11 protein-coding genes are annotated in these 14,220 nt (G+C 64.4%); 5 read left to right on the top strand and 6 right to left on the bottom strand.

The annotated features are described in order from the left end of the window. Position 1 precedes the first annotated feature (1 nt). From BEN49_RS18995 to rhaT, 6 genes are all read right to left on the bottom strand, one after another. The gene (locus BEN49_RS18995; protein WP_070746017.1) at positions 2 to 742 is read right to left on the bottom strand and encodes a heterodisulfide reductase-related iron-sulfur binding cluster; all 741 of its coding nucleotides are present in this window, start codon (positions 740 to 742) and stop codon (positions 2 to 4) included. 49 nt (positions 743 to 791) lie between these two features. Beyond that, positions 792 to 2,132 (bottom strand): FGGY-family carbohydrate kinase, encoded by a 1,341-nt coding sequence (locus BEN49_RS18990; RefSeq protein ID WP_070746016.1) that lies wholly within the window; start codon positions 2,130 to 2,132, stop codon positions 792 to 794. Next, positions 2,129 to 3,412, bottom strand: coding sequence for a sugar isomerase (locus BEN49_RS18985; RefSeq protein WP_070746015.1), 1,284 nt, complete (start codon positions 3,410 to 3,412; stop codon positions 2,129 to 2,131). The genes BEN49_RS18990 and BEN49_RS18985 overlap by 4 nt, the downstream gene beginning before the upstream one ends. A gap of 237 nt (positions 3,413 to 3,649) precedes the next feature. After that, positions 3,650 to 4,027, bottom strand: coding sequence for a type 1 periplasmic-binding domain-containing protein (locus tag BEN49_RS29775; protein WP_239692011.1), 378 nt, complete (start codon positions 4,025 to 4,027; stop codon positions 3,650 to 3,652). After that, a complete protein-coding gene (locus BEN49_RS18980) occupies positions 3,993 to 4,658 on the bottom strand; it encodes a GntR family transcriptional regulator (protein ID WP_239692010.1) in 666 nt (221 codons plus the stop codon). Before BEN49_RS18980 ends, BEN49_RS29775 begins: the two co-directional genes overlap by 35 nt. Positions 4,659 to 4,760: 102 nt before the next feature. Next, positions 4,761 to 5,798, bottom strand: coding sequence for an L-rhamnose/proton symporter RhaT (rhaT, locus tag BEN49_RS18975; RefSeq protein ID WP_070746014.1), 1,038 nt, complete (start codon positions 5,796 to 5,798; stop codon positions 4,761 to 4,763). A gap of 422 nt (positions 5,799 to 6,220) precedes the next feature. Between rhaT and BEN49_RS18970 the strand changes: the two genes are divergently transcribed. The 5 genes from BEN49_RS18970 to BEN49_RS18955 all read left to right on the top strand — a co-directional run. Further along, positions 6,221 to 8,329, top strand: a complete 2,109-nt coding sequence (locus tag BEN49_RS18970; RefSeq protein WP_070746013.1) for a bifunctional aldolase/short-chain dehydrogenase — start codon at positions 6,221 to 6,223, stop codon at positions 8,327 to 8,329. Between the two features lie 211 nt (positions 8,330 to 8,540). Next, complete coding sequence (locus BEN49_RS18965; RefSeq protein WP_070746012.1) at positions 8,541 to 11,642, top strand: SusC/RagA family TonB-linked outer membrane protein; 3,102 nt, start codon at positions 8,541 to 8,543, stop codon at positions 11,640 to 11,642. Positions 11,643 to 11,655: 13 nt separating this feature from the next. Then, positions 11,656 to 13,008 (top strand): RagB/SusD family nutrient uptake outer membrane protein, encoded by a 1,353-nt coding sequence (locus BEN49_RS18960; protein WP_083326248.1) that lies wholly within the window; start codon positions 11,656 to 11,658, stop codon positions 13,006 to 13,008. After that, positions 12,987 to 13,154 (top strand): hypothetical protein, encoded by a 168-nt coding sequence (locus BEN49_RS31020; protein ID WP_158023011.1) that lies wholly within the window; start codon positions 12,987 to 12,989, stop codon positions 13,152 to 13,154. Before BEN49_RS18960 ends, BEN49_RS31020 begins: the two co-directional genes overlap by 22 nt. Before the next feature lie 124 nt (positions 13,155 to 13,278). After that, positions 13,279 to 14,220: alpha-L-rhamnosidase N-terminal domain-containing protein (locus BEN49_RS18955; protein ID WP_193415843.1), on the top strand; the 942-nt coding region annotated here is incomplete at its 3' end.

Raw genomic sequence — 14,220 nt, 5'->3', positions numbered from 1 at the left:
TTCAGGCTAGGGCCCCGTTAAAGATTTCAGCGGCGTGTAGCACCCGCATGGGGAGTTGGCGCCGGCGCACGAGGCCTTCCAGGTGCATCAGGCACGACATGTCGCCCCCGGTCAAGACGCGGGTGCCGTTGCGCACGTGGTCGGCCAGGCGGTCCTGGCCCATGCGCGCGGAGATGGCCGCTTCCGACACGCAAAAAGTGCCGCCAAAGCCGCAGCACTCGTCGTTGCGGTCCAGCTCGGTTAGCGCCAGCCCTTCCAAGCCCGCGAGGAGCCGACGCAGGCGGCCGTCGCGCACGGGTGTCATTTCCGATTCGTTGGCCTGGTGTAGGCCCCGCTGGCCGTGGCAGCTTAGGTGCAAGCCCACCCGGTGGGGGTAGGCGCCCGGCAGCTCCGTAATGCCCAGCACCTGGGTGATGAAGTCGAACAGCTCTACCGTAGCCGTGCGCACGTGTTGCACGGCGGGGGTTTGGTCGATGATGTCGAAGTGCTGGCGCACGTGGTAGACGCAGCTGCCGGCGGGCCCCACCACATAGTCGTAGTCCCGGAACGTATCCACGAAATGGTGATAGACCGGCTTGGCATCCTGCTCGCAGCCGCTGTTGGCCATGGGCTGCCCGCAGCAGGTTTGCTGCTTGGGAAAAGCCGCCGCCACCCCCAGCTTGGCCAATAGCTGCAACGAGGCAATGGCCACCTGGGGGTAAAATTGGTCGACGTAGCACGGGACGAATAAGGCGACTTTCATGGGTTGCGCCCGCGGGCTACCGTTGGGTAGGCAGCGGGCAGTAAGGAGGTTAAGGGAAAAGCGCTTCGGTCTTTTTCTGCGCCACGCCCTGCTCCAGGTACAGCAGGGCCCCCAGGGCCGTGGCCTGGGGCACCTCCAGGGTGTGAAGGGTAACGCCAGGAAAGGCTTCGGCCAGGAGCTCCCGAAACAAGGGGTTGCGCGCAAAGCCCCCGTCCAGAAAGATGGTGGACTCCTCCTGCCACACCAGCTTGATGGATGTGACCAGCACCTCTACCAACCCGCTCATTAAGTGCTGGTAGGCATCGCCGGCCGTGCGAAAGCCCGCCAGGTCCCATACTTGGGTTGGCTGCTCGGGATAGGGCCCCGTGCCGTGCATGCACCACGGCTGGAAGGGCGCGGTCGCCGGGTCAAGCGGCTGGGCTTTTACCTGCGACTTGTAGAACTCGTTACGCAATTCGGGTTCGATGCGGAAGTGCTCGGCGATGCGCTGCACTTGATAGTCGTGCTCGTGGCCCAGAAACACGCGCGCGGCCAGCACCCCTTGGCCCTTGGGCGAGAGGAAGCTGAGGCAGTCGCGCCGCAGTAGTTCGGTGGTGAGGGGCTGCTGGTTGAAGGGGTTGAAGGTGACGGCCCAGGTGCCAGTCGAAACGAGCAGAAAGGGCTGGGAGTGCGCGCGCAGGTAGGGCAGCACCGCCGCCGACGAGTCGTGCAAACCCACCCCCACCAGCACGCCGTCCACCACCGCCGCAATGGGGTCCTGCAGCAGCGGGGCCAGCTTGGCGTCGAGGCCCTCGCGGCGTACCCAGGCGTGGTAGTCGTGCCGGGCAAAGTCCCAGAGCGCCGTGTGGCAGCCCACGGAAGTATAATCGCTGAACTTCTCGCCCGTAATCAGGTAAGACAAGTACTGCGGCAAATGCAGCGAGGTGTGCACCTGCGCGTATAGCGCGGGCCGGGCGTGCTTGAGCCAGTAGAGCTGTAAGCTAGAGTTCAGCATCCCCAGTCGGGGCGAGCAGGTGGCCGTGGCAAACTCTTCCACGGGTTCGCCCAGGGCGGCGTAAAACTGCGCGGCGATGCGCTCGGGTAGCGGCTTGAGGTAGTTGTAGAGCGGGGCCACCGGTTGCCCGTTGGCGCCCAGGTGCACGAAGCTGGCGCCGTAGGCCGTGAAATTGACGCCCTTGAGCAGGTAGTTGGGGTGGTGGCGCAGCTCGTGCCAGTTGCTGAGCACCCAGTGGCTGAGGCGTTCCAATGTTTCGCAAGGGAAGCCGTCGTCGTCGACCGTTTCGAGGCACACGTGCTGGCGCTCTTCTAGCAGTTGGTGGTCTTCCCCGAAGAGCAGGATTTTTTTATTGGTCTTGCCCACGTCGAAAATGGCGTACACCGGCTTTCTCATAGCCCGGTGGCAAGCGCGTGGCGTCCCCGCTGCGCGATGAGGCCGGCCCGGTGCGTGGCCTGGCGGTAGGCCGCGACCGGGCGCAGGGCCCCGCCGCTCTGGCGGTAGGCTTCGGCCACCAGCGGCCGCACATCGGTGAGGAAGGCGTCGCGCAGCAGGTCCTCGGCCAGGGCCGCGTCGTTGGCTGCCTGGGCGGCTTGCAAGGCCGGGCGGTCCACGAGCAGCGCTTTGGCGTAGGCCGTCAGGATGTTGTCGGTCGATTGCAGCAGGTCTTCGAGCGGGTCCTTGGTGTTGTGGCTGGCGTCGATCATGTAAGCCACGGCGGGGTTGTGCACGGTGGCGTCCTGGGCACTGTCCACCAGCTCGTTGAAGATCAAGAACAGCTGAAAGGGCTTGATGCTGCCGGTGGTCAGGTCGTCGTCGCCGTACATCGAGCCGTTGAAGTGGAAGCCCCCCAGCCGCCCGAAGTGCTGCAAGCGGCCCGCGATCTGCTCGATGTTGGTGTTGGGCAGGTGGTGGCCCAGGTCCACGAGCACCTGCGCCTGCTGGCCCAGGGCCTGGCACAGGGCATAGGAAGTGCCCCAGTCGGGTATCACCATCGAGTAGAAGTTGGGCTCGTAGGGCTTGTACTCGATAAGCAGCGTCCAGTCGGAGGACAGGGCCTCGTAGATGGCGGTCAGGCTCTCCTGCGTGCGCTGGTAGGCGCCGCGAAAGTGCTGCTGGCCCGGGAAGTTGGAGCCGTCGGCCAGCCATACGGTGTGCACCTGGGCCCCCAGCTGCTGGCCATAGCCCAGGCACTCGATGTTGTGCTGCACCGCCTGCGCCCGCACCGCCGCATCGGTGCTGGCAAGCGAGCCAAACTTGTAAGTCTGCGCCTGGCCGGGCTGGTCTTGAAAGGTGTTGGAGTTAATTGAATCAATGCGCAGCCCGGCGGCCGCCAGTTGCTGCCGGGTGCCAGCCACGTCGGTCGGGATGTCCCAGGGAATGTGCAGCGAAATGGCGTTCGAGGAGCCGTTGAGCTGGTGCAGCAGGGCCACGTCGGCAATTTTCTCTTCCAGCGAGCGAGGCTCGCCCCCGCCCGGAAAGCGCCCGAAGCGGGTGCCCCCCGTACCCAGCGCCCAGCTGGGGATGGCCACCTGAAACTGCCGCAGCTGCGCGACCACAGACGCCGCGCCGGCCGCGCCGCGCCGGTTGAGCTGGTCGCCCAGGTGGTGGTAGTTGGCCTCGTGGTCGGCCACCAATGGCGCGTTCAGGTCGTGGAGTTGCTGGGCGGGAAGCATCGGCTGGGCAGTATGGAACGTAAAAAAAGTATTGGAGCAAGGTGGTGGGGCCAACTGCTGCCGCGAGGTACCAGCTAGCCTCTGCCAGCTGCCTCACAAAGGACTAAGGTGTCGCTGCGGCAACCTTTCTGCACTCTCCTGCCTGACTAGGCCCCGGTGGTGGGGCCCCCTAAGTTTGTAGTTGTAATAGGGCCCCTGGGTTGTGTAGTGCGGGCCGCGGGCCAGCGCCAACCGCCTTCAAATGGAGCCCCGGCGAATCATGTAGAAGGGGTTGCGCACCTTTTCGCTCTTGCCCTCCAGCAACAGCTGGGCTGCCGTGCGGCCCATCTGCTGGAAATCGGTGGTAATGACAGTCATGCCCAGGAGTTCCTTTAGGGGCGTTTCGTTGAAGCTGATAATGCCAATTTCGCGGCCCAGCAAGTAAGGTGTTTGGCGGATTTTTTTGACCAACTCCACCAGGTCGGTTTCGCGCAGCACCACGTAGCAGGTGCCGAATTCCAGCACTTCTTCGCGGGCATTTTCGCGCACCGCGTAGTCCTTGTCGTTGTAAGTGCAAAACTGGCGGAAACCCTGGTCGATTTCAATCGGAAAGTTCTCGTCGCTGGGCAAAATCATCCGCATGCGCGGGTACTTCTCCAGGTCGCGCGGCCGAGTCCAGGGCCCCCCCGATGTCGAGGGCGAAGTCCTGGTACACCGCCAGGCTGGGGTACTGCGGCTCCAGCACGTTCTTGTCGAGCAGCACCAGTTGCGCGGGCGGAATGCTGCGCAGCACGCGCAAGTATTCTTCCGGGGGCGTGGTGTACGTGAAGTGAGGCATGACCACGTAGTGGCTGTACTTGCCCAGGTTGGTGGCAATGATCTGCCGGAAAAGCTCCGCGCTGTAGTGGTGAATTTCCAGGTGCACGGTGGCCCGGCTGCCCAGGGCCTCCAGAAAGGCGTAGTAAATCTCCTTTTTGTAGGAGCTGAGCTTGTTGAATACCAGCAGAATCTTCAGTTTGTCAGGCTCGCGCGAGAGCACGTAGTAGCCCTTGCCCTGCACCGAGTTGATGAAGCCCCGCTCGCGCAGCTCCCGGTAGGCTTTTTCCACCGTGTCGCGGGCCAGGTAGTACTCCTCGCTCATTTCGCTGATAGAGGGCAGCTGCACACCCGTTTTCAACGTCCCGCGCTCAATGTCCCCGATGATGGACTGTACAATCTGCTTGTACTTGGGCATCTGGTCAAGCGGGTCAAGCTGCAAGTGGTACATGGGAAAAAGCCAGCTGGTTGATCAAGTCCGCAAGCTTACCGATTTCTGGCTTAGCCGAAGCACTTTGTTACTTAGAAATGATATAAAAACTAAGCGAATAATTCAGCCCGCCAGGTAATTGCCGTACCCCACCACTACCGTCGATAGGATGACGATGCCGATGCCCAGCGTGATGGTGCGCCGCGTCAGGCGGTTGGCGCCGCGCCACTCGTGCAGCAGCAGGCCCCACATGCTGCTGAAGGCGATGATGAAGGCCATGTGCAGCGTCCAGCCCGAGAAGCGGTAGGCGCCCATCTGGCTGTCGCCCATGCCGTAAAAGAAGAACTGGAAGTACCACGTGAGCCCGGCCAAGGCGCAAAACGCCACGTTGCGCAGGGCCGGAAACGACGGGTTGCGGTAGTCGCTGAACGTGTGGTTTTTCGCGTTCAGGTACAGGCACCACATGGCGTTGGTGGTGAGGCCCCCCAGCAGGATCACCACCAGCACGGCGTTATTCACGAACAGCGGGTTGGTGCCGTTTTGGGCCGCCAGGGCCGCCAGCGGCTGCCCAGCCGTGAGCCCAAACGACATGCAGGCGCTCATGATGCCGCTGAAAACGGCCACCGCCAGCCCCTTGCGCAGGTCAAACTCCGCAATGACCGAGCGCTTCTCAGCCTGGGTTTGCGACTTTTCCTTCAGTAGCCCCGCCCGGCCGCACACCAGGATGCCCAGCACGCACACCCCCAGCCCCAGCAGCACGAAGCGGCCCGAGGCGGTGCCCACCAGCGTGCCCAGCGTGCCGGCCCACAAGGGGGGCACCAGCGTGCCAAACACCGCGCACAAACCCAGCGTGACGGCCATGCCCAGCGACAAGCCCAAGTAGCGCATGGCCAGGCCAAACGTGAGGCCCCCCATGCCCCACAGCACGCCCCACAGGTACGTCCACAGCAGGGTGCTGCTCGGGGCCTGGCGCAGCACCGCCAGCAGGTGGGGCACGGTGAGGGCCCCCAGCACCCACGGCGCAATCAGCCACGACACCACGCCGCCCACCAGCCAGTAGCTCTCCCACGCCCAGCCATTTACTTTCTTATAGGGCAGGTAAAAGCTGCCCGAGGCAAAGCCGCCCAGCGCGTGAAACAAGACACCAAGAAAAACCAACATGGGGCGGGGTGGGAATGAACGGGACCGTGCGCAAAGCTGCGCGCTGAAACCATTGAATCCATCCTGTACCCTCCTGCACTTACCCGTACTCTGCTGGTTAAAGCACAAGTTGTTCGTTTCATAGTGCTACGGAACTGGCAATCGAAGAACAGTTTCCTAACCCTGGGGCCCCACCGGCCACGCGTTGGGCCCCACGGCCGGCGGCGGGGGGCCACCCGGGCCGAGGCGTGGGCCGCCGGAGCAAACGCAACGGTACGCTGGGGCCCCGAAAAGGAACACGCGCGCCGGCTGCGAAAAAAAATGGCTCGGAGCAGGAGAGTACAGGAAGTCAACCCCATGGCGGACGGCAACATTTGCCAACGCTGCCACCCACTGGCTGGGCGCCCCGGCCCGTTCCCCTCCGTTTTCATTGCTACATCCCTATGAAAGACACTCTTACCTTTCAGCACGTCAGCTACCTCTGGGACGAAGCCAAAGCGGCGGAATTGGCCGGCGACGAAGTAGCGCTGTTCCTGTACCGCTCCAACCTGCTGGGGGCCGACCTGCGCCTGACCAACTATGCCGGCGGCAACACCTCGTGCAAGGTTGCGGCAGTGAACCCCGTCACGGGCGAAGCCGCCGAGGTGATGTGGGTGAAGGGCAGCGGCGGCGACATCGGCACGCTCACCAAGGCCGGCTGCGCCAACCTCTACGTCGAGAAGCTGCACCAGCTCAAGAAACGCTACCGGGGCTTGGCGTTTGAGGACGAGATGGTGGGCTTGTTCGACTACTGCCTCTTCGACCCCAAGTGCGCCCCGCCCAGCATCGACACGCCGCTGCACGGCCTGCTGCCCTTCAAGCACATCGACCACCTGCACCCCGACGCCCTGATTGCCATCGCGGCCAGCGCCGACGGCGAGCGCATTATGCACGAAATCTGGGGCGATGCCCTAGGCTGGCTGCCGTGGCAAAAGCCGGGCTTCGACCTGGGCCTGCAGCTGGAAAAAATTGTGGCCGATAACCCGGGCCTGCGCGGCGTCATCCTCGGGGGGCACGGCCTGTTCACGTGGGGCGATACCAGCTACGAGTCGTACCTGAACACCCTGGAGGTGATTGAGCTGGCGGCCACCTACCTCGAAGCCAATTACGGGAAGAAAGGCCCAGTGTTCGGCGGCGAGCAGCGCCTGCAAACCCTCGACGACGCCGCCCGCGCCGCCGCCGCCGCCGCCGTCATGCCCGTGCTACGCGGCCTGGCCAGCAGCCAGCGCCGGATGCTGGGCCATTACACCGACGATGCCCGGGTGCTCGAATTTGTGAATTCGCACGACCTCTCCCGCCTCGCCGCTAAAGGCACCAGTTGCCCCGACCACTTCCTGCGCACTAAAATCCGTCCGCTGGTGCTCGATGCCGACGTGATGATGGGCGACGCGGCCAGCGTTCAACCCTACCTCGAAGGCCAGTTTGCCGCTTACCGGAAGGATTACGCCGCTTACTACGAGCGCAGCAAGCACTCCAATAGCCCAGCCATCCGCGACGCCAACCCAGTCATTATCCTGTGGCCCGGCGTGGGCTTGTTCTCCTTTGCCAAGGACAAGCAGACGGCCCGCGTGGCGGCCGAGTTCTACACCAACGCCATCAACGTGATGAAGGGCGCGGAGGCCGTGAGCACCTACCAGGGCCTGCCCGAGCAGGAAGCCTTCAACATCGAGTACTGGCTGCTCGAAGAAGCTAAATTGCAGCGCATGGCCCCCGCCAAGGCCCTCGCCGGCAAGGTAGCCTACGTGACGGGCGGCACCGGCGGCATCGGCAAGGCCATCTGCGAGGAGCTGCTGCGGCTCGGCGCCTGCGTGGTGGCCGCGGACCGCGACCGGCTGGCCGAAACCCAGGACGACCTGCGCCAGCACTTTAGCCCGGACAGCGCCCTCGCCGTGCCCATCGAAGTGACCAGCGCCGAGAGCATCGCCGCGTCGCTGCAAGCCGGCGTGTTGCAGTTCGGGGGCGTCGACATCGTCGTGAACTGCGCGGGCTTGAGCATCAGCAAGCCGCTGGCCGACACCACGCAGGCCGATTGGGACCTGCTCAACGACGTGCTCGTGAAGGGCCAGTTCCTGGTGAGCCAGGCGGCCGTGGCCATCCTGCGCCAGCAGGCACTGGGCGGCGACATCGTCAACATTGCCAGCAAGAACGGGCTAGTTGCGGGGCCCAACAACGTGGCCTACGGCACGGCCAAGGCTGCCCAGCTGCACATGAGCCGCTTGCTGGCCGCCGAATTGGGCCCCGACAAAATCCGCGTCAACACCGTGAACCCCGACGCCGTGCTGCGCGGCTCCAAAATCTGGGAGGGCGACTGGGCCGCGGGCCGGGCCAAAGCCTACGGCATCACGGTGGAAGAGCTGCCCGCCCACTACGCCAAGCGCACGCTGCTGGGCGAAGAGCTGCTCGCCGAAGACATCGCCAAAGCCGTGCGCGTGTTCGTGGACGGCTCCTTGAGCAAAAGCACTGGCAACGTGCTCAACGTGGACGGCGGCGTGGCCATGGCCTTCGTGCGCTGATGCCCTAGCGGCTGACGCCCCGGGGCTGCTGCTAGTTGCCACTAGCCCGCTACCGGCATAATCAATCAATTAGGATTAGCAATCGATTGCCGCAATACCCATTGCCCAAGCGGTACCTGAGCTAGGCTGCGTAACGCAATGAAGGCAAGGTATTTACTGCCAAATCCCAGCCATTTTTTCTTTCCTTTTTCTCCTTTTCTTCAAACTACCCATGAAAAGACAACGCCTCTTTTTTCTGTGGCTGCTGCTGCCCCTGTTGGCACTCGCCAGCCGCGGGTTGGCCCAAATGGGGCCCCTCACGGGCAAGGTGCTCGACCCGAAGGGCGGGCCGGCCATCGGTGCCACCGTGGTGGTGAAGGGCACTACCCTGGGGGCCTCAGTGGGCGTCGACGGCAGCTTCACCGTTGGCAACGTGCCCAACGGGCCCCATACGTTGGTGATTTCCTCGGTGGGCTACACCGGCCAGGAAGTGGCCGTGACGGTGCCCCAGGCCCAGCCGCTGCGCGTGGCGCTGGCCGAAAACGCCACCAGCCTCAACGACGTGGTGGTGGTGGGCTACGGCACCCAAAAGCGCGAGGACGTGACGGGGGCCCTGGCCACCGTGAACCCCAAGGCCTTGCAAGACTTGCCCGTGGCCACCGTGGACCAGCGGCTGACCGGCCAGGTGGCGGGCGTGCAGGTCAGTAGCACCACCGGCTCGCCGGGCGGTGGGCCCACCATCAAGATTCGCGGCTCGGGCTCGATTGGGGCCGGCGACCAGCCCTTGTTCGTGATTGACGGCTTCCCGATTGCCAGCTCGGCCAACCAGTCGGAAAACCCGCTCAACCTACTCAACCCCGACGACATCGAATCCCTGACCGTGCTCAAGGACGCCTCCTCAACGGCCATTTACGGCTCGCGCGGCGCCAACGGCGTGGTGGTGATTACCACCAAGCACGGCCGGGCCGGCGTGACCAGCCTCGACGTGAACGCCTACACCGGCATCCAGCAGGTGCCCCAGAAGGGCCGCCCCAACATGCTGAACGGCCAGGAGTTTGCCCAGTTCCGGCAGGACATCATCACCGATGCCTTCAAGGCCCGCGGGGCCACGCCCACGGCGGCCGACATCCCGGTGGAGTTTCAGAACCCGGCGCAGTACGGGGCGGGCACTAACTGGTACGACGAAATCGTGCACGTTGCGCCGCAGCGCAGCGCCAACGTGTCGCTCACCAAGGGCACCGAGGACTTGCGCGCCTCGCTCTCGCTGGGCTACCTCGACCAGGAAGGAACCGTGCGCTACACCGACTACAAGCGCTACACGGCCCGCCTCAACGTGGAGGGCAAGGTGGGCAGCAAGGTTCGCCTGGGGCTGAACCTGGCACCAACCTACGGCATTCAGAAAGGCAACGATTACGAAAGTGGCTTCACCGACGTGCTCTCGCGCTCGCTCTGGCTTTCGCCCCTGGTGCCCGTGACGGACGCCGCCGGCGTGCGCACGCCCTACGTCACCTCGCCGGGCATGTATTCGGGGCCCAACCCGCTCAACAGCCTGGAGTATTCTTACGGCACCACCCGGCGGCTCCAGGGCATCGGCGGCGCTTTTGCCGAGTACACCATTATTCCGGGTTTGCGGGCGCGCTACAACCTGAGCATCAACTACAACAACAGTAATAATTTCAGCTTCAACCCCTCCTTTGTGGGCGGGGTGAACTCGCCGCCGCCCAGCATCCCGAACTCGAACAGCTCCAACGACCAGCGCTTCAACTGGCTTTCGGAAGCGCTGCTGTCGTACGACAAGAAAATCGGCGACAACCACACCATCAGCGCCGTGGCCGGCTACAGCGCCCAAAAAGAGCAGTACCGGTACCAGTACATCAACGCTACCAACTACGCCAGCGACGACGTGCAGACCATCAACGCCGCCTCGCTGATTCCCAACTACAACGCCGACGTGCAGGAGTGGTCGCTGATTTCGTACCTGGCCCGCGTCAACTACGCCTTCAAGGACCGTTTTCTGCTCACCGGCACCATCCGCTCCGACGGCTCGTCGCGCTTCGGGGCTAATAAGCGCTACGGCACGTTCCCGTCGGTGGCCGCGGGCTGGAACATCATCAACGAAGGGTTCATGCAGGGCTTCAAGTCCATCAGCAACCTCAAGGTGCGCGCCAGCTACGGCCAGACCGGCAACTACAACATCGGCAACTACACCACCATTGCCAACGTGGACGCCAGCAGTGCGGCCTTCGGCGGGCAGCTGGCCCCCGGCCGGGCCCTTTCCTCGCTGGCCAACCCCAACCTGACCTGGGAAAAGTCCAACCAAATTGACGCTGGCCTCGACATCAGCTTTTGGGAAAACCGCCTGGCCTTCACGGCCGACGTGTACCGGCGCATCACCAACGGCATCCTGCTCAACAACCAGCTGCCGACTTCCTCGGGCTATTCCAACGCCATTATCAACTCGGGCAAGGTGCTGAACCGCGGCCTGGAGCTGGCCCTGAACACGCGCAACCTCACCGGGGCCTTCACCTGGAACACGAGCCTCAACATTGCCTTCAACCACAACGAAGTGCTGGCGCTCAACGACGACAACGCCCCGATTTACAGCGGCCGCAGCGGCGAGGGTAGCCCGCAGCACGTCACGCAGGTGGGCCACCCCATCGGGGAGTTTTTCGGCTACGTGGTGGACGGCGTCTACGCCACCCAGGCCGATTTCGACAACTCGCCCAAGCACGTAACCTCGGTGCTGGGCTCGATTAAGTACCGCGACGTGGACGGCAACGGCGTCATCGAGGCCACCAAGGACTTCGCCGTCATCGGCCACGCCCAGCCCAACTACACCTGGGGCGTCACCAACCAGTTCAGCTTCAAGGGCCTGGACCTGAACGTTATCTTCGTCGGCTCGCAGGGCGGGCAGGTGCTCAAAACCGCCAACCAGTACCTGCTCAACATCGACGGTATTTTCAACGTCGACCGCAAGGTGCTCGACCGCTGGCGCTCGCCCGAGCAGCCCGGCAACGGCCACATCCCGACCACCAACGGCGCCCGCGTCATCTTCCGCGACACCAACTCGGACTGGGTGGAGAGCGGCACCTTCGCCCGCCTCCAAAACGTGACCTTGGGCTACCACCTGCCGGCGGCGCTGCTCACTCGCACGGGCTTCATCAAGGGCGTGCGCCTCTACGCTAGCGGCCAGAACCTCTTTCTGTTCAGCAACTACAGCGGGGCCAACCCGGAAGCCAACCGCAACGGTAGCTCGGTGCTGACCCCCGGCGAAGACTTCCTCAATTACCCGCTGGCCCGCACCATTGTGTTCGGCACCAACCTGAGTTTTTAACCGCGTCCTTCCCATGAAAAAGAATCCTATCCTTTGGCTAGCCCTGGGCGGCACTTTGCTAGCGGGGTGCAAAAAAGACTTTCTCGACCTGAGCCCGCAGGCGACGAGCAGCGCCGCCAACTTCTTCCAAACCCAAAGCCAGATCGAGCAGGCCGTGAACGGTGCCTACGTGCCGCTGCGCGACCTGACCAACCTGGAGTACTGGGTGTACGGCGAGATGCGCTCGGACAACACCAGCTTTCAGTACAACAACACCGACCGGGGCCAGGAGTCGCAGCGCGAGTTCGTGGACGAGTTTCTGGTGAGCGCCAACTCGGAATCAGTGCTCAGCTACTGGCAGGGGTCGTACCGGGGCATCAGCCGCTGCAACGACGTGCTGGGCCACATCGACGCCGTGACCATGACGGCCGACAAGAAAGACCAGTACACCGGCGAGGCGAAATTTTTGCGGGCCTGGTACTACTACAACCTGGTACGACAGTACGGCGGCGTGCCGCTGCGCCTGGAGTCGGTGGCCTCGCCGGCGGAAGCCAAGTCGCAGGGCCGGGCGACGCTGGAGGCCACTTACACCCAAATTGTGGCCGACCTGACCGACGCTGCCGCCAAGCTGCCCACCAAGGCCGCCTACGCCGCCGTGGATGCCGGCCGCGCCACCAAGGGCGCGGCCACGGCGCTGCTCGCCTCGGTGTACCTCACCCGCAAAGACTACCCCAACGCCCTGACCCAGCTGCGGGCCGTGCGCAGCGCCGGCTACAGCCTGCTCTCGAGCTACCGCAGCGTGTTCGACCCGGCCAACAAGAACAACGCCGAGTCCATTTTTGAGGTGCAGTACCTGGGCTCGCAGCCCGCGCTTTCCAGCAGCTTCACCTACACGTTTGCGCCCTACACGTCGAGCAACTTCGTGACCGGTGACGCGGCCACGCGCAACCTGAACGGGTCTTCGGGCTGGAACACCCCGACGCCGGAGTTGATCAACGCCTACGAAACCGGCGACCTGCGCAAGGACGCCTCCCTGCAACTTGGCTACAAGGACGCCACGGGCACGTTCGTGGCGCAGCCTTACGTCTCAAAATACAACTTCGGCATCGTGGCCCCCGGCCGCACCGACACTGACTTCCCCGTGCTCCGCTACGCTGACGTGCTGCTGATGCAGGCCGAGGTGCTCAACGAGCAAGGCTACGCGGCCGGCGGCGAGGCTTTCGACCTGCTCAACCAGGTGCGCCGCCGCGCCGGCCTGCCCGACAAAACCGCCGCCGCGGTGAGCAGCCAGGCCGCCTTCCGCGACGCCGTGCTGCAGGAGCGCCGCGTCGAGCTGGCCTTCGAAAACAGCGCTGGTACGACTTGGTGCGCACCGGCCGGGCCGTGAACGTGCTCAATGCCCAGGGCGTGCTCGAAAAGGCGCGCAAAACATTTCTGCCCGCCTCCGCCTACCAGGTCACGACCAACAATCTTCTCCTGCCCATTCCACAGTACGAGCTGACGCTGGACAACCTTACGCAGAACCCGCTGTAGGGCCCCCGCGCCCGGCGCCGTTTAATTATTAATCTCCACCTTTCGCCGCGAACCGCGGCCCCCGAACCGGCCTGGGGCCCCACCCGGGCCGGGGCGCGCAGAGGGTTGCCTTCTTTGCTTCTTTATGAAAAAACTGCTCATTCTTCTGCTCGCGGTGGGCCTGCTGCGCAGCCCCGGGGCCCTGGCCCAAGTGCGGGTGCAAAACCTGCGCTGCGAAAACCTGGCCGACCCCATTGGCCTCGACGTGGCCCGGCCCCGCTTCAGCTGGCAGCTGCTGGCGGCCAAGGACCGGCGCGGCGTGCGCCAAACGGCCTACGAGGTGCGGGTGGCCGCCTCGGCGGCCGGGCTGGCCCAAGGGGGCCCCGCCACGGTGTGGAACTCGGGCAAAGTAGCGTCCGACTCGTCGGTGAACGTGACCTACGCCGGCCCGGCCCTGCAACTAAACCGGCGCTACCACTGGCAGGTGCGGGCCTGGGACGAGGCCGGCAAGGCTTCGGCCTGGAGCGCGCCCGCCTTCTGGCAAGTGGGCCTGCTGGCGCCCGCCAACTGGCAAGCCTCGTGGATTGGCCCCGGCTACGCCGAAGACTCGGTGCGCCGCCCCAGCCCGCTGCTGCGCAAAGAGTTTAAGATCAGCAAGAAGATAACCTCGGCCACGGCCTACGTCACGGCCCACGGCCTGTACGAAGCCCAGATTAACGGCCGGCGCGTGGGCGACGGCTACCTCACGCCGGGCTGGACGAGCTACAACAAACGGCTCGCCTACCAGGCCTACGACGTGACCAACCTTGTGAAGGCCGGGGCCAACGCCGTGGGGGCCACGCTGGCCAGCGGCTGGTACCGCGGCTACATCGGCTTTGATCGGGTGCACAACATTTACGGCCGCGACGCGGCGCTGCTCTTCCAGCTCCACCTCGCCTACAGCGACGGCACCAGCGAGGAAGTAGTGTCGGACGGCAGCTGGCAAACCACCAGCGAGGGCCCCATCCGCTTCGCCGAGCTGCAGCGCGGCGAAACCTACGACGCGCGCCTGGAAAAAACCGGCTGGGCCCAGCCCGGCTACGACGCC

The sequence above is a fragment of the Hymenobacter coccineus genome, from assembly GCF_001816125.1.
Lineage (GTDB): Bacteria > Bacteroidota > Bacteroidia > Cytophagales > Hymenobacteraceae > Hymenobacter > Hymenobacter coccineus.
The sequence above is the reverse complement of the archived record's forward strand: the minus strand, read 5'-3'. Positions and strand labels throughout refer to the sequence as shown.